This is a genomic window from Flavobacterium ardleyense (assembly GCF_033547075.1).
Taxonomy (GTDB): domain Bacteria; phylum Bacteroidota; class Bacteroidia; order Flavobacteriales; family Flavobacteriaceae; genus Flavobacterium; species Flavobacterium ardleyense_A.
Window position 1 is genome coordinate 1,807,050 of sequence record NZ_CP137891.1, and the last position, 18,912, is coordinate 1,825,961.

Consider the following 18,912-nt stretch of genomic DNA (forward strand, 5'->3'; position numbering starts at 1 on the left):
AATTCTAAAAGTTTTTTAAATATTCATAGACTTTATCTACTGGCATTCCCATCACATTAGCGTATGAACCTTCAATCTTTTTGACGGCAATTAAACCAATCCAATCCTGAATTCCGTATGCGCCGGCTTTGTCGTAGGGTTCAAAAGTATTAATATAATATTCAATTTCTTGGTCATTAAGAGTATTGAAGTAAACCTTTGTGATTTCGGTAATAATTTCAGTCTCTTTGCTTGTCATAAAACAAACCGAGGTAATAACATCGTGAACTTTTCCAGACATTTCGCGTAACATCGCAAACGCATCATTATAATTATTTGGCTTACCAAGCGCCTTATCGTTTAGCCAAACTATAGTGTCACTCGTAATTAGCAAATCATTATCCTTTAAATCATCTTTAAATGCATTTGCTTTTAGCTCAGCTAAAAACTGCGGAATTTCGGCTGCAGCCAAATGAGGGGGATATACTTCTTCAATTTCTTTAAGTCGAACTTCAAACTTTATATTTAAATCTAGAAAAAACTGCTGTCGGCGAGGAGAGCCTGAAGCTAGTATTATATTCGTATTGTTTAAATTTTTATAAAATACCATACTTGATATTTAAAGAGATAACCACAATCGAAAGAATACCAAAAAGAATAACAAACTTCAAAACATTTGAAAGATGCTGAAAATCTTTACTAGTCTTGGCAGACCACATTTTAATGGTAAAATAAAGTAGGGGTCCAACTACCAATACCAATCCGTAAACGGTTGCATACCATAAGTCGCTAGAAACAAAATAAGTATTTATATAAACTAATAATGAAAGCAGTGGAATGAAACTAAGGTAAAAAACGATCTTTGCGGTTCTGGAAACGCCCAAAACAATTGGTAGTGTGTGGATGTCATCATTATAATCTCCTTTTACATCGGCCAGGTCTTTTACGATTTCTCGAATGAAATTTAAAACGAAGCAAAAAATAGCGTAGTCCATCAAGATTTTAAATAACACTGCAAGAATCGCTTGGTTGTCCAATGTAATGATTGGATAAAGATCATAAACCCCAATGATTATCACACTTACAGATAGTAGTAATGCAACAATGATGTTTCCAACCAAAACTGTCTGCTTAAAATTACTCGCATACATATATAAGGTAGCGGCAATTAGAATAAAAATTGCAGAGAATCCCGGCTTACCAATCGCATTTGATAAGTAAAATCCACATCCAACGCCAATGATATTTAGCACCACATAATAATTGTAGGCAGTAGCCTCTGAAATGCTATCGCCAATGACTACTTGCTTTGGTTTATTTATGAGGTCTGTATTGACATCAAAAATATTATTAATTAGGTAGCCGCCAGCTGCTATTGTAACAGTTGCCAAAACTAACAAGGCATATTGCCAATCTGTTAAGGCAAGCGGTAACCCCTGAATTTTTAGAAATCCATATCTAAATATTAGTTGCATCAAAGCAAGCATTATTAGATTCTGATATCTGATCACTTTAAAAAAATCGAGCATAATGAGATGTTAGGTGTTAGCAAATGTAGTTTAATCGTATTGTGCATCAAAGTACTTGAGCCACTTTCCTTGAGTTTTCATAACCTGCTCTATTACATCTCGTACCGCGCCTTTTCCGCCATTTTTGTGAGAGACATACTTTGAGAGGTTTTTAATTTCTGATACCGAATCCTGAGGACAGGTGGGTAGCCCCACCAATTGCATTACGTGATAATCTGGAATATCGTCGCCCATATATAGCACTTGAGAAGGGTCAATATTATTAAGATTAATATACTCTTTAAATATTTTTACCTTATCAGAAGCTCCCAAATGAATGTCCTTAATTCCTAGATTATGTAGTCGCACTCGAACTCCTTCATTGCTTCCTCCCGAAATAATGCACACATTATAGCCGCTTTCTATAGCCGCCTTCATGGCGTAGCCGTCTCGAATGTTCATAATTCTCAGCATTTCGCCAGTTGAGGTAATATGTACAGCGCTATCGGTAAGTACGCCATCCACATCAAATATAAATGTACTGATGCCGTTCATTACTATTTTGTAATTTTTATCTGTCATGTTGAATAGATTCTGTTAGTAATTTATATATTTTATTATATTCTGAATTTTTCAGAAAATTTAAATGCGCATCAATGGTGTTCTGATCGCCACGAATTGCAGGTCCTGTCTGAGCATGTTTTGGATCTAAATAAAAAATTTTCTCAGCGGTTTCTTTTATTAGTGGCTTCAAGATTTCGAAAGATATATTGTTTTCCTTGCAAATTTCTTCTCCAATCGTGTATAAGTGGTTGGCAAAATTACTTACGAAAACCGCCGCAACGTGGAGCGATTTACGCTGTTGCGAATTTATTAAATTTACATTGTTTGAAATGAAACTTCCCAAAGCTTTTAATTCTTCTAGATCGTTCAAATTTTCTGCCTCCAGACAAAGTGGAACTTTTTTGAAGTCGACACTTTTTGTTTTCGAAAATGTTTGTAGAGGATAAAAAACCGCTCTTCTGTTTTTTTCGCTCATGGAATCCAGCGGCATTGTGCCGGAAGTGTGTGCAACAAGCCGATTTGAAAATGGCAAATTCAAACTTACTTCTCTAATTGCCGAGTCACTTACTGCAATAATATATAAATCCGACTCCAGCAAATCACCGTAATTAATAATTATTTTGGTTGGATCTATCAGATTCTCAACACTTTCGATTTTCCGAACAAGTATTTGTTGAAGATGTAATTCTGAACTGTGCAAAATAGCCTTCAGCAAATGCTGAGCAACATTCCCCGAACCGATAATAGTAACTTTCTTCATTCGGCTAAATTATCAAAAAATTCTCAGACATACATTAGATCAAAGATGGACTAACAGTAATAAATTTAGTATAAATCCAAGCTTTTCAATTCTTTATAACGGACATTTTTCCTTACTTTTGCAGAACTTTACATTAAATTTTCAACCTCATGGTTAATAAAATTGGTTCTTTTTTATTTTCTACTCGTTTAATGGCCGTTTTGTTTCTCTCCTTTGCCGTTGCTATGGCCGTCGGCACCTTCATAGAAAACGAATATAATACCGATACCGCCCGAATAATTATTTACAATGCGTGGTGGTTTGAAGGAATTATGCTTCTCTTCGCAGTTAATTTTATTGGAAATATTAAAAAATACCAGCTGTGGCATTGGAAAAAATGGGCAACTCTTACATTGCACTTATCATTCCTGCTGATACTTCTAGGAGCATTTATTACTCGCTATATTAGTTACGAAGGAATGATGCCTATTAGAGAAGGCGAAACTGAACAACAATTCTTTTCTGATAAAACATACCTTACAGTCTTAGTTGATGGGGACTATCAAGGCGAAATGAAACGTCTCACTTTCGAAAAGCCTATCTTGTTTTCGCCTGTTACCAACAACGATTTCACAATTAGCGAAAACTTTGCTGGAAAGCCATTTAAAATCAAATATAAAGATTTTATTATGGGAGCTACAGAAACTATCACCGCTGATAAAGACGGAGTGTTGTATCTTAAAATGGTAGAATCGGGAGAAGGTACCCGCCACGAGCATTTTCTTAAAGAAGGGGAAGTTCAAAATATCCACAACGTACTTTTTGCCCTTAACAAACCCACAAAAGGTGCTATAAATATTACGATGAATGACCAAGGTAAAACAATTCAATCTCCATTTGAAGGTGAGTTTATGACCATGGCAACACAAGCTCAAACTCCTGTAGTAAAAGATATCGAACAGCCACTTGCTATGAGATCTCTTTATAATCTAGCAGGACAGCGATTTGTATTTCCGGACGAACCTGTTAAAGGCCGGAAAACGTACATTTCTAACAATGACTATAAAAATAAAGAACATACCGATGCTCTTATTGTTACGCTAGAGGCAAATGGTAAATCTGAAGAACTTACTCTTGTAGGATCAAAAGGAAATATCGGAGAGCCACACGCTGTTACAATTGATGGCTTAGATTATACTGTGTTTTTTGGAAGTAAAGCGTATACTCTTCCTTTCGAAATTAAATTGAATGATTTTATTGCAGCCAAATATCCAGGAACCGAGAAAAGTTACTCTTCCTTTGAAAGCCAAGTTACAGTTATAGATAAAGATAAAACTTTTGATGCACGGATCTTTATGAATAACGTCTTGGATCACGGTGGCTATAGATTTTTTCAAGCCTCGTTTCATCCGGACGAAAAAGGAACTGTGTTGTCAGTGAATCACGATGCTTGGGGAAGCGGAATTACATATTTTGGATATACCTTATTATATATAGGAATGATGGCAATTATGTTTTCAAAAAATACTCGATTTGATGATCTTAAAAGAAAATTGGAAAACGTGAAAGCGAAAAAAGCTAAATTAATGACAATGCTTTTGCTGTTCTTAAGCATGGGAATGTTTGCGCAAAACCCGCCTGCGCATGATGAGCACGACGGACACGATCACGCCGCACACGCTGAGCAAACTCAAAAAACCCCTGCTCATGACCATTCTCAAGAGAGCAGTTCGGCAACAAAAGCAGCTCCCACTAGGATGCCAACTGTGGATGAGGTTAAAAAGTTCATCAATGATAATGCAGTAAGTGAAGAACACGCGGCAAAGTTTGGACGTGTTGTAATTCAAGATCAAGGTGGTCGAATGAAGCCTGTCAATACCTTCTCGTCTGAGCTTCTCCGCAAAGTAAGTAAAAGTGATAAATTTGATAAACTCAACGCCGATCAAGTTTTTCTGTCAATGGTACAATTTCCAAATGCTTGGTTCGAAGTGCCATTGGTTTACATCAAACCAGGAAACGATAGTATCCGTCATATTATTGGAATTGAGAAAGATGCAAAGTATGCTCCTTTTATCAAGTTTTTTGATGAAACAGGAAATTACAAACTTTCAAAATATCTCGATGCCGCCTACAAAGCAGCTGTTCCAGATCAATTTCAAAAGGATTTTATAGAAACAGATCGCAAAGTAATTTTATTAAATCAAGCTTTAAGTGGCGCGATTCTAAGAATATTTCCAATTCCAAATGATCCAAATAATAAATGGGTTTCTTATATGGAACTTGGTGAAATAGGTCTTAAAGGTCAAGATTCGCTATTTACCCAAAAGATTTTGCCGCTCTATATCCTATCGGCCAAGAATGCTGCAGAATCAAAAAATTATAAAGAAGCAGATTTTTTCCTTGACGGAATTCAAAAGTTTCAACATAAATACGGTAGTGAAGTACTTCCAACCGATGATAAAGTAACTTCAGAAATACTGTACAACAAATACGACATTTTCAAAAACTTATACTTCTTGTATATGTTTGCAGGAGTGTTGATGTTAATGTTAGTAGTTGTAAATATCTTTTTTGAGAAGAAAGCTATTAGAATTGTAATCAATGCTTTCCACATATTTATCGGATTTTTGTTCTTTTTGCATACCGTAGGTTTGGCAGCAAGATGGTATATTTCTGGGCACGCGCCTTGGAGTGATGCTTATGAATCTATGATCTATGTGGCATGGGCAACAATGTTTTTCTCATTGGCATTCGACAGAAAGTCAAAATTAACTGTTGCGTCAGGAACATTCGTCGCCTCGATGATCTTAATGATTGCGCATTGGAGTTGGATGGACCCAGCAATAGCAAACCTTCAACCAGTTCTAGATTCGTATTGGTTAATGATTCACGTTGCGGTAATTGTTGGAAGTTACGGACCTTTTACCCTTGCAATGATACTCGGATTAGTTTCGCTATTCTTAATGGTATTTACTACCAAAAAGAACAAGGCAAAAATGGATCTCAACATTAAAGAAATTACCTATATTAATGAAATGGCGCTTACAATTGGACTCGTAATGCTTACCATCGGTAACTTCCTTGGAGGGCAATGGGCCAATGAAAGCTGGGGTCGTTACTGGGGATGGGACCCAAAAGAGACCTGGGCATTGATAAGTATTATGATTTATGCATTTGTAATTCACGCGCGTTTCGTGCCTGCATTGCGCGGAAAATGGATTTATAACCTTATGAGTGTTCTGGCATTCTACTCAATTATGATGACTTATTTTGGAGTAAATTTCTACCTTTCCGGACTGCATTCATACGCAAGTGGAGACAAGGTTGTTACGCCGTCCTTCATATATTACTCCGTTGCTGCAATCGCAATACTCGCAATTGTATCCTATTGGCGAGTAAATTTATTTAAGAAAAAGCAGTAAAATAATAATAGTATAATCTAAAAACTCTCAATCGAAACACCATTTTCTTTCGATTGAGAGTTTTTTTTGGGGCGAGACCATCGCCAGTACGACTGTGCAAAGTAGAAAGAGTAAGGTGACTCTGGTCGGGCTGTCCGCTCCCAATCTTTGCTATGGCTTTTGCTCCACAAAGCCATAGTAAAGGATTTGCTTCGCCTGTTCGCTTTGCTCGCGTCCACTACCATCCCTCTCGCAAACTATCCACCGTAAAAAATGCTGATATTTACAACAAGAACTACAATAATAACTAGCATAAAAAAACTCTCAAATAAAACTAATCTATTAGTTTCACTTGAGAGTTTGTTGCTTGATAGTAGGTTAAAATTTATACGTCTTTCTCGATTTCCTTAAGGCCTTTTGTCCATCTAGTAATTTGTTTGAACATAGTACCAGCTGCTTTCACCGAAATTTCATTGCCTTGGAAAACGCCATTCTCATCGATGTTTTGCTCAAAACGTGGAAAATTTACAGCTTCGCCAAGCGGAATCATCTTCATTGTGGCTAATGCGGTCTTCAAAGCATTTGCAGCTCTAGTTCCAGCAGAAATACCACCGTAACTCACAATTCCTGCCGCTTTAAATCTCCATTCATGCACTAAATATTCCAATGCATTATGCAATGGAGCAGGGAAATTATGATTATACTCAGCAGTGACAAAAATAAATGCATCTGCTTCTTCAATCTTTGAACTCCACAATTTGGTGTGTTCGAGCGTATAGTCTTTTTTTGAAGGATGATTTGGCTCATTCATCATTGGCAAATTTAATTCACCAAGATCAATAACTTCAATCTCAAAATTCGAATGCTTTTTTGCTTGCTCTGCAACCCACTGCGCAACCAAAGGACCTTTTCTACCTGGACGTACGGTCGAGGAGATTATTTTAAGTTTTTTCATATAATTTATTTCTTTTCTGAAAATTCGAGATCAGCTTTTAGCATTACCTTATCACTTAACATCGCTTCAGGAAACTTTTCGCCTACCTTGTAGTCGCTTCTTAATAAGGTACCCGTAACTTGGAATCCAGCTACCTTTTCCTTATTTGAAGGGTTTTCTATAATACCTCTAAACCAAATTTTAAGTTCCAAAGGCTTTACAATTCCATGCATAGTTAGGTAGCCATTTGCCACATAACGTCCTTTTTCTTTTCCATCTTTTCTAATCGAAGTACTTTTATAATACATCTTTGGATAGTTTTCTACATCAAAGAAATCTTCGCTGCGTAAGTGCTTATCGCGGGCAGCCACTTGCGTGTTTATAGATTCCATATTGGCGCTCATCTCAATTGATGCGTCGCTAAAGTCGCCTTTGTCACTTACAATTTGTGCGTCAAAATCTGTAAATGAACCCTCCACGCTCGAAATTGTCAAGTGCGTAATATCAAAGGATAATTGAGAGTGGTTGGGGTCTGCAAGCCAAGTTTTTTGTGCAAATGAGTTTAAACTGAATGCTGTAAAAAGTAGAAGAGCATAAATTTTTTTCATAACAATATTATATTAATTAATAATTTCCCTCGTCAAAATAGTAAAAGGGCTCAAAAGTAAATTTACACAAATCAGAAGTAAATCTCAATTGTTTTAAGAATAACTTAATGGTTATGAAAAGTAAATTAAAAATAAATACTGCAAAAAATCAGTAATTTAAATCTGTTTACTTATATTTTATTTAAAAAAATGCCTGAGCGTTAGTTCTAAAGTTGCGGTGTTGCAAGTTTCAAATCCATGTTTGGTATTAGGTAAAACCGCAAGACTTGAACTTTTAATAGAACTTCGAGCCGCTAACGTTTCATCAAGGCTCACCATTTTGTCCGAATCACCTAGCATAAATTGAACAGGAATTTCAATTAGAGAAAGATTGGTATTTGTCAAATAATTTTGACTGCCAATATCTAACATTAAGTCTGTGGTCTTTGACATAAGTATTTTCCAATTGTCCTCACCATGAATATTTTTTAACTGATTGGCATATTTTGGTACTTTTTCTTCAATAACAGCCCAATTTAAAAATGATATTTCTGCGGATGCAATTTCAGGACTCCATTTGAATTTAGTTGCCAAGACTGCAATTTTTCCAATCTTACTTTTAAATTTGATCGAATGACATAAAGCAACATAACCACCCATACTATAACCAAAGACATTCGGATTCTCAATAGCATTTGTATTTATAAATTCATCCAACTCCTCGACCAATCTCGGAATTGTCAGGTCGCTGTTGGAATTATTATTTATTCCGTGATCTTGAAAAAGTAGTGAATAGACTTTAAAATCTACCGACAGTAAATTAGCCAAAGCGTCAAAATCCGAACTGTGGCCAAGTGCGCCGTGAATCAAAATTATATTCTTCATAAGTAATTCTCTTTTTGTATAAATCGGATAGGAGAGGGCTCGACAGTGTTGCTATCTGTTTCAATACTCAACACAAACCTATCCGCCGTAACTCCATCAAGAAGATATAGATTGTTGCTTTCTTTTTTTGAAAAATCTTTAATGAAAACGCCTTTATACAACAATTCTTGTTCAGTTTCTGTAACGCTCCACAATTGATATACTTCACCTTGACCTAAAACAGGAAGATTTGCCAAATCCAAAATTGCTGTCAATTCGTTATGATTATAAAATAATGTTGCCGTAACATCGGTCGAATTATCTTCAGATTCAAGAATCTGCTTTTGAGTTGCTGGAAGTTTAAGTAAATTTAAAATAGTTTCAGTCCTAACCGACTGCTGTTTTATCGAATCAGTTTCAGCTAACAGTGCAGTTTTTTCCTTTTGACTTTTAACTTGGTATTCTATCAAACCAGAATTTTCGTAACCAAAATAAGTTGCCGTCAATAACAGAAGCAAACAAAAACTCCAGCCTAAAATTGCAGACCAATTGGTTTTTTTCTTTTTCTCTAATTTTGAAGATTTTGCGGTTTGATTACTAATCATGGCATCCATCATTTCTGAAGTTACCGTAGGTGATAGAGCAGCGGTTAACTGAATAATCGCTGCTTCAATCTTATCTATTTCTAAATTAATCTCAGAATCAGCACGACGTAATTTTGCAACTGCGATATTCTCTTGCTCAGAAAGATGTCCCAAAACGTACATTTCTAATTTTCCTGAAGCTATATATTCTTTAGTAGTCATAGTCTAATTTGCAATAATGGCACGTAAATCGTCAACGCTTTGTTTAATATTAAGAAATAATTGATTCTCAGAAATCTCCAATATTTCAGAAGTAGATGCGATACCTTTTCCTTTAAACAGTAACAAATCCAACTGCTGAACAGATTTCGGGCGTAAATTTTTCACAAATTCCTGTACGCCGTATTCTTTAATAATAGAAAATTTCGAATATTCGCTAGTAATCGTACTAACAAAGTTTCGATTCGGGCTAAAATTCGAATTTAATGATGTCTGCTTCTCGCAAATAGTTTCGCGACACAAACTTAACAACCATCCGAAAAAGGTTCCTTTACTGTCGCTAAATTGAGAAATATTTGCAAAAACCTTTTCAAACACTTCAAATAGTGCTTCTTCGGCAATTTCCTGCTTATCAATCGAATGGCAAATTATAGCATACAAACTTTCTGCATACTTGTCATATATATAATAGGAAGCCCGTTTGTCGCGGCTTACTATTAAACTAAGTAGTTGGTCTAGCGGCATTTTTTTATTTTTTGCAAATTTATCATTTCTTTTATTAGAAGCTGAAAATAGCGATACATATTAAGGAGAAAGAATAAATGAAATTTTAATGGTACTTTAACGAAAAGCAATGTGCATCTTAGTCAACTTTGACTACTTTAGCTCTAAATAAAATTACCATGTCTAAGTATATTTCTGTTTTTTCTTTAATGTTATTGTTTGCTACAATTGGAACAACTACATCTTGTGCACAAAAATCAAATAAAGCAGCTACAACTACAGTAACAAAAAAAGTTATGAATACATCAATATACAACTACAAAGCAACAGACATCGATGGTAAAACTTTTGATCTTGCTTCTCTTAAAGGGAAAAAAGTAATTATTGTAAATACAGCTTCAAAATGTGGTTACACTGGACAGTACGAAGGTCTAGAGAAGTTGTATAAAGAATATTCAAATGACGGATTGGTAATTCTTGGTTTTCCAACTAACGACTTTAACGGTCAAGAGCCTGGATCAAACAAAGAAATTGCAGCATTTTGCACTCAAAACTACGGAGTTACTTTTCCTATGATGGAAAAAATTACTGTAAAAGGAGACGATATGAACCCAATATATCGATATCTCACTCAGAAATCTGAAAATGGACTTGAGGATTCAAAAGTCATGTGGAATTTTCAAAAATATCTGATCAACGAAAACGGACAACTTGAAAAAGTTCTTATGTCTAAAGTTGAGCCTAACGATCCAGAAATCATAAACTGGATTAAAGCATAATGAAAACGTTCTTAACTTTCCAGTATTAATTCCATCAGTAATAGATCGAGCCATTGGTTAAATTTAAAACCAGCTTCGTGGCAAACTCCTATTTCTCTAAATCCAAATTTGCGATGAAATGCAATACTTGCTTCGTTTGAAGCATCAATTGCAGCAATCATAGTGCGCATATTTTGGCTTTTGGCCTGATTGATTAATTCAGATAAAAGCATAGATCCAACTCCTTTACCATTATTATCAGCATTGACGTATACAGAATGTTCGACCGTAAATCTGCTTCCATACTTTTGCCGAAAGGCACCATAAGTACCATAGCCGATTACAATTTCATTTTGCACCGCAACAACCACAGGGAAATTTTTCTCCTGTTTTTCTAAAAACCAATTTGTGAGTTCGACCATTGTTCTGGCGTCATCATCATAAATAGCGGTCGTTTTTAGAATTGCGTAGTTGGTTATTTCCAATACGGCGTCAAGGTCAGATAATTTGCAGGCTCTAATTATTACACTCATAAGACATACTATTGATTTTGCTTAGGCTCAACGCCATACAAAAGTTCTTTGTAAAATTAAATCTTTTCAAAGTTCTAAGACTCAAAATCATTACTCATTTTTTCTGTTTTTTTTCTAAAATTAAATTCACTCAACAATAAATATTAGTAACCATTAAGACTGAACTGTTCATGAGACATTCAAAGAAATCTTTATTATTCAATACAATTAATCCCTAAAATCATGGATGCACGAATTAAGACAAACGCTCTACTAGAGAAACTTCCGGCACATTTGCAACAATTTATCAAACCTCAAGATTATGATCTTTATACTAATATCGATCAAGCAATCTGGAGATTTGTCATGCGCCAAAATGTAAGTTATCTACCTTCTGTAGCGCATAGTTCTTATCTCGAAGGTCTGAAAAAGACAGGAATTGAAATTGATAGAATCCCAAATATGTACGGGATGAATAGGATTTTGTCCGAAATAGGATGGGCTGCAGTTGCGGTTGATGGATTTATTCCGCCAAATGCTTTTATGGAATTTCAGTCACACCAAGTTTTAGTGATCGCTTCGGATATGCGTCAATTGGAACATATTGAATATACTCCCGCGCCAGATATTTTGCACGAAGGAGCGGGTCACGCACCTATAATTGCCAATAGAGAATATGCCGAATACTTAAAAAGATTTGGCGAAATTGGTGCAAAAGCAATCAGTTCAGCGAAAGATCAAGAATTATACGAAGTAATTAGAACATTGTCTATTCTCAAAGAATCTGAAACCGCGACCGAAGCAGAGATTTCGGCAGCAGAAAAGGCGGTTTTGGATGTACAAAATAGCTTTGGAGAACTGTCAGAAATGGGTCAGATTAGGAATCTACATTGGTGGACGGTTGAGTACGGACTAATCGGCTCTGTGGATGATTTTAAATTATACGGTGCGGGATTATTGTCTTCGATTGGCGAAAGTAAATCGTGTATGAGCGCTTCTGTGAAAAAACTGCCTTACACAATTGAAGCAGCAGAAGTTGGATTTGATATTACAAAACCACAGCCCCAACTGTTTGTAACGCCAGACTTTGCGCATCTTTCGATGGTTTTGGAGAATTTTGCCAACACAATGGCGGTGCGTCACGGCGGACTTCGAGGGATAGAAAAACTGATTGATTCTGCCGCAATTGGAACAATCGAGTTGAGTAGTGGAATTCAGATTTCGGGTGTATTTACAAATGTAATTGCTGAAAAAGATATGCCAATTTATGTTCAGACAACTGGAAAAACCGCTTTATCATACAGTAATAAGGAACTTGTAGGACATAGCAGCAAGCAACATCCGCATGGTTTCGGTTCGACTTTGGGAAAATTAATTGGTATTGATTTGCCAATTGAAGAAATGTCGCCTGAAGTTTTGCAACAACACGGAATTCTTGAGAGGAAGGTTGTAGCGTTAAAATTTGAAGGTGGAGTAGTGGTAAAAGGCGAAATTATCACAGGATCTCGCTCTATCAGAGGTAAAATTATGATTATTACTTTTAAAGATTGTACGGTTACGCATAACGGAAAAATCCTTTTTGATCCGTCTTGGGGAGTTTACGATATGGCCGTTGGTCAAAAAGTAGTTTCTGCTTTTGCAGGTGCTGCCGATCCTTCGAGCTTTGAAATTATCAAGCAAGTTTCAGAAAATACAACTCAGAAACTCGAAATGTCAGTAGAAAAAGCTGAGCTGAATGAACTTTATGGAAGTATTAGAAAAAATCCTTCAGTAGAAAACTGCAAGGTGGTTTTTGGAGTTTTACAGAAAAATCATCCTTTTGATTGGCTTTTATCTGTCGAAATTTTAGAAATTGCGAGCAAAGAAAATAGTTCCTTAACAGAAACAGTAATGTCGCATCTGAATCAATTAAAGCTAAAAAGGCCAGAAGTTATGAAGAATATTGACCAAGGAATTGCGGTAATCAAAACTTTAGAAAGTTAGTAGATTTAAAAAATATACTTTAAAAGAGAGGCAGATTGTCTCTCTTTTTTTTGACTTTCGCCGAAAGATTAAAAATTCTCAGAAGACTTGATTTAATTAGAAATCGTTGAGAATTATCAAAAAATTTTAGAAGGAATTTGGCTATTTCTTTCGATGCTAAATGTTAAATTTGTGAGTTGATTTTCAAGCAGACTAATTTTATAAATTATAAAATACTTAAAATGATTTATCCTCAAATTCCTTTGGCGCAAACGGTCATCGAAAGTTGTCGCGTTCACGGAATTACCAATATTGTAATTTCTCCCGGCTCCCGAAATGCTCCGCTGACCATAGGATTTGTAAATAACCCAAATTTTAAGTGTTTTAGCATCGTTGACGAACGTTGTGCGGCCTTTTTTGCAATGGGAATCGCGCAACAAACCAAAGAACCTGTCGCAATTATCTGCACTTCGGGCTCTGCTTTATTGAACTATTATCCTGCAATTGCCGAAGCTTTCTATAGCAAAATTCCTCTTATAGTAATTTCTGCCGATCGACCAACCGAGAAAATCGATATTGGTGATGGCCAAACCATCAGACAGCGAAATGTTTTCGAAAATCATTCGCTTTACAACGCCAATTTATCTGAAGAGGCAAGCGATGAGAACGATTTAGAAATCGCAAAAGCAATCAGTATTTCCAAAGAGCAAAAAGGTCCTGTTCATATAAATGTTCCTTTTGAAGAACCTTTATATCAGACAACCGAGGTTTTAGCAGTTTCTGTGCCAAATCTTACTTTTGAATCTTCCATTCAACTTCAATTTAATTTTGAAGAAGAAATAGCACTTTGGCCAGAATTCAAAAAGAAACTCATTCTCGTTGGAGTAAATGATCCTAATACAATTTCAGAAGAAATCTTAGCCAAATTAGCCAACGATCCATCAATTGTGGTGATGACTGAAAGTACTTCAAACCTTCATAATCCGAATTTTGTTGGAAATATCGATAGAATTATCACACCATTTTCAGAAGCAGATTTTGTGAATTTTAAACCTGATTTACTAGTGACTTTCGGTGGAATGGTAGTTTCAAAAAGGATAAAGCAATTTTTACGAAAGTATAAACCTCAAAATCATTGGCATATTGATAAAATTCGTGCTTATGACTCTTTTGGTGCTCTTTCAAAACACATAATTCAAGAACCTTCGGTGTTTTTTAAAGCAGTTTTGCCAGAAAAAGCTTCGACAGAAAGCGATTACCGAGATCAAATGCTGTCAATTAAAAAATATAGGGAGGAAAAACATTTGGATTATTTGGGAAAAATTCCATTTTCAGATTTTACTGCTTTTGATGTTATTTTAAAAAGATTACCGAAAGATTCTCAACTGCAAATTAGCAATAGCTCAGCAATTAGATACGCACAGCTTTTTGATATTGATTCTTCAATTGCCGTCTTCTGTAATAGAGGAACAAGTGGAATCGATGGTAGTACTTCAACCGCAATTGGAGCGGCATTTGCACAAGAGAAACAGACCGTTTTAATCACAGGAGACATCGGTTTTCTCTATGATAGCAATGCTTTATGGAATAAATACATCCCATCAAATTTCAAAATTATCATTGTAAATAATGGAGGAGGAGGAATCTTCAGAATTTTGCCAGGACATCAGGAAACTCAGGTTTTCAATGAATTTTTCGAAACTTCACATAACCTAAATGCCGAACATTTGGCTGATATGTATGACTTTTCATATTTTAGCGCAAGCGATAAAAAAAATCTAAAAGCAGAAATTCCGAAATTCTATCGAAATAATGATAAACCAACAATACTTGAAATTTTCACACCAACTTTAATCAACGATCAGATATTATTAGACTATTTCAAAGCAGTTTAAACGGAGATAAATTCGCCTAATCTTATTACAAACATAATATTATTAGAGAGTTTCAATCTTTGTATCTTTACACACAAATAAATTTAGAATACATTACAATGAATATAGGAGTAGATAATACCTTAACAATATTAAGACACACGCCACCGGGACTATATCTAGGAACAGACGATAGCGAAGATGTTGTGTTATTGCCAAATAAATACGTTCCAGAACACTACGAAATTGGAGATAAAATTACCGTTTTCCTTTACTTGGATCACGAAGAAAGACCTGTTGCAACAACATTAGAACCATATATTTACCTGCACGAATTTGCACTTTTACGGGTGAATTACATCAATGAGTTTGGTGCTTTTATGGATTGGGGACTTGAAAAAGACCTTTTTGTTCCGTTTAAAGAGCAAGCACGTCCGATGGAAAAAGGAAAACGTTACTTAATTTACATGACTATGGACGAGAAAACAAATCGTCTTGTGGGTTCAAGTAAAACAAATCAGTTCCTTAAAAATGAGGATTTAAAAGTTGAAGAAGGCGAAGAAGTTGACTTAATTGTATCTCATATCACAGATTCTGGCGTAAATGTGATTATCAACGAAGCATACAAAGGCTTGGTTTACAAAGATCAAATTTTTGACGAAACGATTCGCACCGGAGATCGTATGATTGGATGGATTAAGACAATTCGTCCTGATAATAAGATTGATGTGATGTTGCAAAAGCCTGGTTATGAAAATGTGGAGCCGAATTCTCAATTAATTATGGATGAGCTTAAAGCAAGTCGTGGTTTCCTGAGATTGAATGATAATTCACATCCTGAAGACATCAAAACAGTTCTGAAAATGAGCAAGAAAACCTTTAAAAAGGCAATCGGATTACTTTATAAAGAAAAACTAATCGAAATTAAGGAAGACGGAATTTATCTTGTGAAAGATCAAGAATAATTTTAATTCTCATTTTATAATATAAACTATCTAAAACATTTTCTGTTTATTATGGCTGAAATTCAATGGACTACCGCAAAAGAATTTGAAGATATCACTTTTAAAAAGTGCAATGGTGTGGCGCGAATCGCATTTAACCGACCTGACGTACGCAACGCTTTTCGACCGAAAACTACGGCTGAATTGTACCAAGCATTTTATGATGCTCAGGAAGATACTTCTATTGGAGTAGTACTACTTTCTGCCGAAGGGCCGTCAAGTAAAGACGGAGTTTATTCTTTTTGCAGCGGTGGAGATCAAAAAGCGAGAGGTCATCAAGGATATGTAGGCGAGGACGGAATGCACAGATTGAATATTCTAGAAGTTCAGAGGCTTATACGCTTTATGCCGAAAGTGGTTATTGCGGTTGTTCCAGGTTGGGCAGTTGGCGGTGGTCACAGTTTGCACGTGGTCTGCGATATGACTCTTGCGAGTAAAGAACACGCTATTTTTAAACAAACCGATGCTGATGTAACTAGTTTTGACGGTGGATATGGATCCGCGTATCTTGCCAAAATGGTTGGACAGAAGAGAGCAAGAGAAATCTTCTTTTTAGGTCGAAATTATTCAGCACAAGAAGCTTTTGAAATGGGAATGGTTAACGCTGTTATTCCTCACGAAGAGCTAGAAGGTACTGCTTATGAATGGGCTCAGGAAGTGCTAGGAAAATCGCCAATGTCTATCAAAATGTTGAAATTTGCAATGAACTTGACCGATGATGGGATGGTTGGACAGCAAGTTTTTGCTGGCGAAGCAACTAGACTTGCCTATATGACCGACGAAGCAAAAGAAGGCCGAGATGCTTTCTTAGAAAAAAGGAAACCAAATTTTGAAAAGAAATGGCTGCCATAAACAGCCTTTTTTTTGCTCTATTTTAAACTATAATATCTAAAAATAATTGGAGAACTTTACAAATCAAAAAATACAGACTGACGATTTTCCCGCATATCAAGAAGTGGAGTTAACGCCGCTTGAGCCCAATTACTGGAAAGTTGTATTGATTAATAGTTTGCTGTTTTTAGTCTTTTTTGGAATTGGAATCGCATTGTATTTTTACTATCAGCCAGAAATCTCTAGTCCATATTTGATAGTTTCCGGAATGTACATCATATTTTGTATAGTTTATTTAGTCATAAAATTCTTTGGATTTAAAAGTAAGAAGTATGCTTTCAGAGAACATGATGTAATTTACCAAAGTGGATTTATAACTACTAGCACAAGTGTAATACCTTATAATAGAGTGCAACATGTGACTTTATTTGAAGGATTTGTTTCAAAGCAATTTGATCTAGCTAAAGTGGGAATTTTTACTGCGGGCGGAAAGGGAAGCGATATTGAAATTCCCGGAATTCAAAAAGAGGAAGCTGAACGCATCAAAACCCTACTTACTGCCAAAATATTAAGACAGTTGTAATGGATACACAATTCAATCAGCCGCAGCGACAATCTAAAATCGGAATTGTAGTAATGTTTGCAGACACAATTCAGAAGACCGCGCGCGCCTTCTGGCCCTTGATTGTAATTTACCTCTTCAAATTAGAAAACCTTGATAAAGTTTTAGTAGCGATTGCTTCATTTGTAATCTTCTTTTTGATGGGACTAGTCGCTTATCTCAAATATCTAAATTTTAGATTTCATGTCGATACAGATCATGAAGAATTTGTTGTGACTCAGGGTATTTTTTCCAAATCCAAAACCGTAATTCAGTTACAGAAAATTCAACAAGTTAATATTACTCAAAATTTACTGCAGCGAATTATCAATGTTTTTACGTTGGAGGTTGATACTGCGGGCGCTTCGGAGACAGAAGTAAAGATAAAAGCGCTGTCGCATTCAGCCGCTACAATGCTCAAAACCCAACTTTTAAACTTTCAACTTCCCGATCTCCAAAGTGAAGAAGAATTTTTTTCGGAAGTAGAACAACCTCAGGTTTTTATGAAAATTGGCTTTATGTCCCTGCTAAAAGTGGGAATTACTTCCAATTATCTAAAAACCATCTCACTATTACTAGCCTTCGGAATTACCATTTACGAAAATTTCATCAAATTCACCGAGACTAAAGTATTGGAGGAAGGCGAAATCGAAAATTATATGAGCCAAAGTTTAGGCTTTACACTCACCGTGATTTTAGTAGCATTAGGCATTTTATTAGTCCTTATTATTAACGTAATCAGTATTTTACTCAAATATTACAACTTTAGTATTCGACAGGAAAGCAATTCTCTATTGCTGTCATTTGGATTATTAAAAACAAAAAGCACCATTTTAAGACCCGAAAGAGTGCAGATTGCAAGTATTTCTCAAAATTACTTACAAAAGAAGATGAATTTATTTCAAATAAAGATCCGACAAGCACTAGGAAGCAGTAGCGAAAACAATAAATCTATATTAGAAATTCCCGGCTGTAATAAAAATGAAAGTCAAGCTATCATGCACATGATCTTTAAGTCAGAAGAAGTTAATGCAAATCCTATATTTGCAAATTGGCGAAAATTGTTTGTAACTAATATGATTTTCATCGGGATACCTTTGATAGTTGTTCTAAATATCAATTATTTTGCTACCGAAAAAATCGAAAATGCAGTCATAATAATTCCCCTCTACATTTTTACTGTGGCACTTATTTCTTATTTTAGCTTCAAAAATTATCAGTTACAAATTGGGACAGAAACAATTATAAAACAGAGCGGCGCTTGGGATGTTGAGAAGCAGAGAATAAGTATAGAAAAGATTCAAGCTATTACGACTTCTCAAAGATTTTGGCATCGAAGCATTGATATTGGAAGTGTCACCATTTATACAGCGGCAGGAAGCGTATCTTTCACACTCGCAAATTTTACAATCTTACAGCAAAACGTAAACAATTGGCTGTATCAAATCGAAAACTCCAATAGCAATTGGATGTAATTATAATAGAAC

At 35.6% G+C, this 18,912-nt stretch carries 18 protein-coding genes; 8 read left to right on the plus strand and 10 right to left on the minus strand.

Going from position 1 to position 18,912, the window contains the following annotated elements:
- Window positions 1-4 precede the first annotated feature (4 nt).
- From SBO79_RS07845 to SBO79_RS07860, 4 genes are read right to left on the minus strand one after another with little or no spacing between them, the layout of a single operon-like run.
- On the minus strand, window positions 5-589 hold the full coding sequence (locus SBO79_RS07845; protein WP_318639867.1) for a Maf-like protein: 585 nt from the start codon (window positions 587-589) through the stop codon (window positions 5-7).
- Window positions 576-1,508 carry a geranylgeranylglycerol-phosphate geranylgeranyltransferase gene (locus SBO79_RS07850; protein WP_318639868.1) on the minus strand — a complete coding sequence of 311 codons (933 nt, stop codon included), beginning with the start codon at window positions 1,506-1,508 and terminating at the stop codon, window positions 576-578. The genes SBO79_RS07845 and SBO79_RS07850 overlap by 14 nt, the downstream gene beginning before the upstream one ends.
- A 30-nt stretch (window positions 1,509-1,538) precedes the next feature.
- Window positions 1,539-2,069, minus strand: coding sequence for a KdsC family phosphatase (locus tag SBO79_RS07855; RefSeq protein ID WP_318639869.1), 531 nt, complete (start codon window positions 2,067-2,069; stop codon window positions 1,539-1,541).
- Window positions 2,059-2,811: a Rossmann-like and DUF2520 domain-containing protein gene (locus SBO79_RS07860; RefSeq protein ID WP_318639870.1), complete on the minus strand. Its 753-nt coding sequence runs from the start codon at window positions 2,809-2,811 to the stop codon at window positions 2,059-2,061. The genes SBO79_RS07855 and SBO79_RS07860 overlap by 11 nt, the downstream gene beginning before the upstream one ends.
- Before the next feature lie 149 nt (window positions 2,812-2,960).
- On the opposite strand from SBO79_RS07860, the gene ccsA reads away from it, so the two are divergent.
- Window positions 2,961-6,212, plus strand: coding sequence for a cytochrome c biogenesis protein (gene ccsA, locus SBO79_RS07865; protein WP_318639871.1), 3,252 nt, complete (start codon window positions 2,961-2,963; stop codon window positions 6,210-6,212).
- A gap of 364 nt (window positions 6,213-6,576) precedes the next feature.
- Here the strand turns inward: ccsA and SBO79_RS07870 are convergent, their stop codons facing one another.
- From SBO79_RS07870 to SBO79_RS07890, 5 genes are all read right to left on the minus strand, one after another.
- The gene (locus SBO79_RS07870; protein ID WP_318639872.1) at window positions 6,577-7,146 is read right to left on the minus strand and encodes an NADPH-dependent FMN reductase; all 570 of its coding nucleotides are present in this window, start codon (window positions 7,144-7,146) and stop codon (window positions 6,577-6,579) included.
- Window positions 7,147-7,151: 5 nt separating this feature from the next.
- Window positions 7,152-7,733 carry a YceI family protein gene (locus tag SBO79_RS07875; protein WP_318639873.1) on the minus strand — a complete coding sequence of 194 codons (582 nt, stop codon included), beginning with the start codon at window positions 7,731-7,733 and terminating at the stop codon, window positions 7,152-7,154.
- 177 nt (window positions 7,734-7,910) lie between these two features.
- Complete coding sequence (locus SBO79_RS07880) at window positions 7,911-8,597, minus strand: alpha/beta fold hydrolase (protein ID WP_318639874.1); 687 nt, start codon at window positions 8,595-8,597, stop codon at window positions 7,911-7,913.
- Window positions 8,594-9,382: an anti-sigma factor domain-containing protein gene (locus SBO79_RS07885; RefSeq protein WP_318639875.1), complete on the minus strand. Its 789-nt coding sequence runs from the start codon at window positions 9,380-9,382 to the stop codon at window positions 8,594-8,596. Before SBO79_RS07885 ends, SBO79_RS07880 begins: the two co-directional genes overlap by 4 nt.
- A gap of 3 nt (window positions 9,383-9,385) precedes the next feature.
- Window positions 9,386-9,904: an RNA polymerase sigma factor gene (locus SBO79_RS07890; protein WP_318639876.1), complete on the minus strand. Its 519-nt coding sequence runs from the start codon at window positions 9,902-9,904 to the stop codon at window positions 9,386-9,388.
- A gap of 158 nt (window positions 9,905-10,062) precedes the next feature.
- Between SBO79_RS07890 and SBO79_RS07895 the strand changes: the two genes are divergently transcribed.
- Entirely contained in the window at window positions 10,063-10,662 is a 600-nt protein-coding gene (locus SBO79_RS07895) for a glutathione peroxidase (RefSeq protein ID WP_318639877.1), read from the plus strand.
- Window positions 10,663-10,673: 11 nt separating this feature from the next.
- Here the strand turns inward: SBO79_RS07895 and SBO79_RS07900 are convergent, their stop codons facing one another.
- Window positions 10,674-11,174: a GNAT family N-acetyltransferase gene (locus SBO79_RS07900; RefSeq protein WP_318639878.1), complete on the minus strand. Its 501-nt coding sequence runs from the start codon at window positions 11,172-11,174 to the stop codon at window positions 10,674-10,676.
- A gap of 222 nt (window positions 11,175-11,396) precedes the next feature.
- On the opposite strand from SBO79_RS07900, the gene SBO79_RS07905 reads away from it, so the two are divergent.
- The 6 genes from SBO79_RS07905 (at window position 11,397) to SBO79_RS07930 (ending at window position 18,900) form a co-directional block, all read left to right on the plus strand.
- Complete coding sequence (locus SBO79_RS07905; protein WP_318639879.1) at window positions 11,397-13,136, plus strand: aromatic amino acid hydroxylase; 1,740 nt, start codon at window positions 11,397-11,399, stop codon at window positions 13,134-13,136.
- 221 nt (window positions 13,137-13,357) lie between these two features.
- Complete coding sequence (gene menD / locus SBO79_RS07910; protein WP_318639880.1) at window positions 13,358-15,010, plus strand: 2-succinyl-5-enolpyruvyl-6-hydroxy-3-cyclohexene-1-carboxylic-acid synthase; 1,653 nt, start codon at window positions 13,358-13,360, stop codon at window positions 15,008-15,010.
- A 98-nt stretch (window positions 15,011-15,108) separates the two neighbouring features.
- Window positions 15,109-15,954 carry a CvfB family protein gene (locus SBO79_RS07915; RefSeq protein WP_318639881.1) on the plus strand — a complete coding sequence of 282 codons (846 nt, stop codon included), beginning with the start codon at window positions 15,109-15,111 and terminating at the stop codon, window positions 15,952-15,954.
- Window positions 15,955-16,005: 51 nt separating this feature from the next.
- Window positions 16,006-16,845, plus strand: coding sequence for a 1,4-dihydroxy-2-naphthoyl-CoA synthase (locus SBO79_RS07920; protein ID WP_318639882.1), 840 nt, complete (start codon window positions 16,006-16,008; stop codon window positions 16,843-16,845).
- Between the two features lie 46 nt (window positions 16,846-16,891).
- Window positions 16,892-17,407: a PH domain-containing protein gene (locus SBO79_RS07925; protein ID WP_318639883.1), complete on the plus strand. Its 516-nt coding sequence runs from the start codon at window positions 16,892-16,894 to the stop codon at window positions 17,405-17,407.
- The gene (locus SBO79_RS07930; RefSeq protein ID WP_318639884.1) at window positions 17,407-18,900 is read left to right on the plus strand and encodes a PH domain-containing protein; all 1,494 of its coding nucleotides are present in this window, start codon (window positions 17,407-17,409) and stop codon (window positions 18,898-18,900) included. Before SBO79_RS07925 ends, SBO79_RS07930 begins: the two co-directional genes overlap by 1 nt.
- Window positions 18,901-18,912 lie beyond the last annotated feature (12 nt).

Excerpts from the sequence above, each read along its gene's own strand:
- SBO79_RS07845 (WP_318639867.1), bottom strand. The coding sequence starts at position 589 with ATGGTATTTTATAAAAATTTAAACAATACGAATATAATACTAGCTTCA.
- SBO79_RS07850 (WP_318639868.1), bottom strand. The coding sequence starts at position 1,508 with ATGCTCGATTTTTTTAAAGTGATCAGATATCAGAATCTAATAATGCTT.
- SBO79_RS07855 (WP_318639869.1), bottom strand. The coding sequence starts at position 2,069 with ATGACAGATAAAAATTACAAAATAGTAATGAACGGCATCAGTACATTT.
- SBO79_RS07860 (WP_318639870.1), bottom strand. The coding sequence starts at position 2,811 with ATGAAGAAAGTTACTATTATCGGTTCGGGGAATGTTGCTCAGCATTTG.
- ccsA (WP_318639871.1), top strand. The coding sequence starts at position 2,961 with ATGGTTAATAAAATTGGTTCTTTTTTATTTTCTACTCGTTTAATGGCC.
- SBO79_RS07870 (WP_318639872.1), bottom strand. The coding sequence starts at position 7,146 with ATGAAAAAACTTAAAATAATCTCCTCGACCGTACGTCCAGGTAGAAAA.
- SBO79_RS07875 (WP_318639873.1), bottom strand. The coding sequence starts at position 7,733 with ATGAAAAAAATTTATGCTCTTCTACTTTTTACAGCATTCAGTTTAAAC.
- SBO79_RS07880 (WP_318639874.1), bottom strand. The coding sequence starts at position 8,597 with ATGAAGAATATAATTTTGATTCACGGCGCACTTGGCCACAGTTCGGAT.
- SBO79_RS07885 (WP_318639875.1), bottom strand. The coding sequence starts at position 9,382 with ATGACTACTAAAGAATATATAGCTTCAGGAAAATTAGAAATGTACGTT.
- SBO79_RS07890 (WP_318639876.1), bottom strand. The coding sequence starts at position 9,904 with ATGCCGCTAGACCAACTACTTAGTTTAATAGTAAGCCGCGACAAACGG.
- SBO79_RS07895 (WP_318639877.1), top strand. The coding sequence starts at position 10,063 with ATGTCTAAGTATATTTCTGTTTTTTCTTTAATGTTATTGTTTGCTACA.
- SBO79_RS07900 (WP_318639878.1), bottom strand. The coding sequence starts at position 11,174 with ATGAGTGTAATAATTAGAGCCTGCAAATTATCTGACCTTGACGCCGTA.
- SBO79_RS07905 (WP_318639879.1), top strand. The coding sequence starts at position 11,397 with ATGGATGCACGAATTAAGACAAACGCTCTACTAGAGAAACTTCCGGCA.
- menD (WP_318639880.1), top strand. The coding sequence starts at position 13,358 with ATGATTTATCCTCAAATTCCTTTGGCGCAAACGGTCATCGAAAGTTGT.
- SBO79_RS07915 (WP_318639881.1), top strand. The coding sequence starts at position 15,109 with ATGAATATAGGAGTAGATAATACCTTAACAATATTAAGACACACGCCA.
- SBO79_RS07920 (WP_318639882.1), top strand. The coding sequence starts at position 16,006 with ATGGCTGAAATTCAATGGACTACCGCAAAAGAATTTGAAGATATCACT.
- SBO79_RS07930 (WP_318639884.1), top strand. The coding sequence starts at position 17,407 with ATGGATACACAATTCAATCAGCCGCAGCGACAATCTAAAATCGGAATT.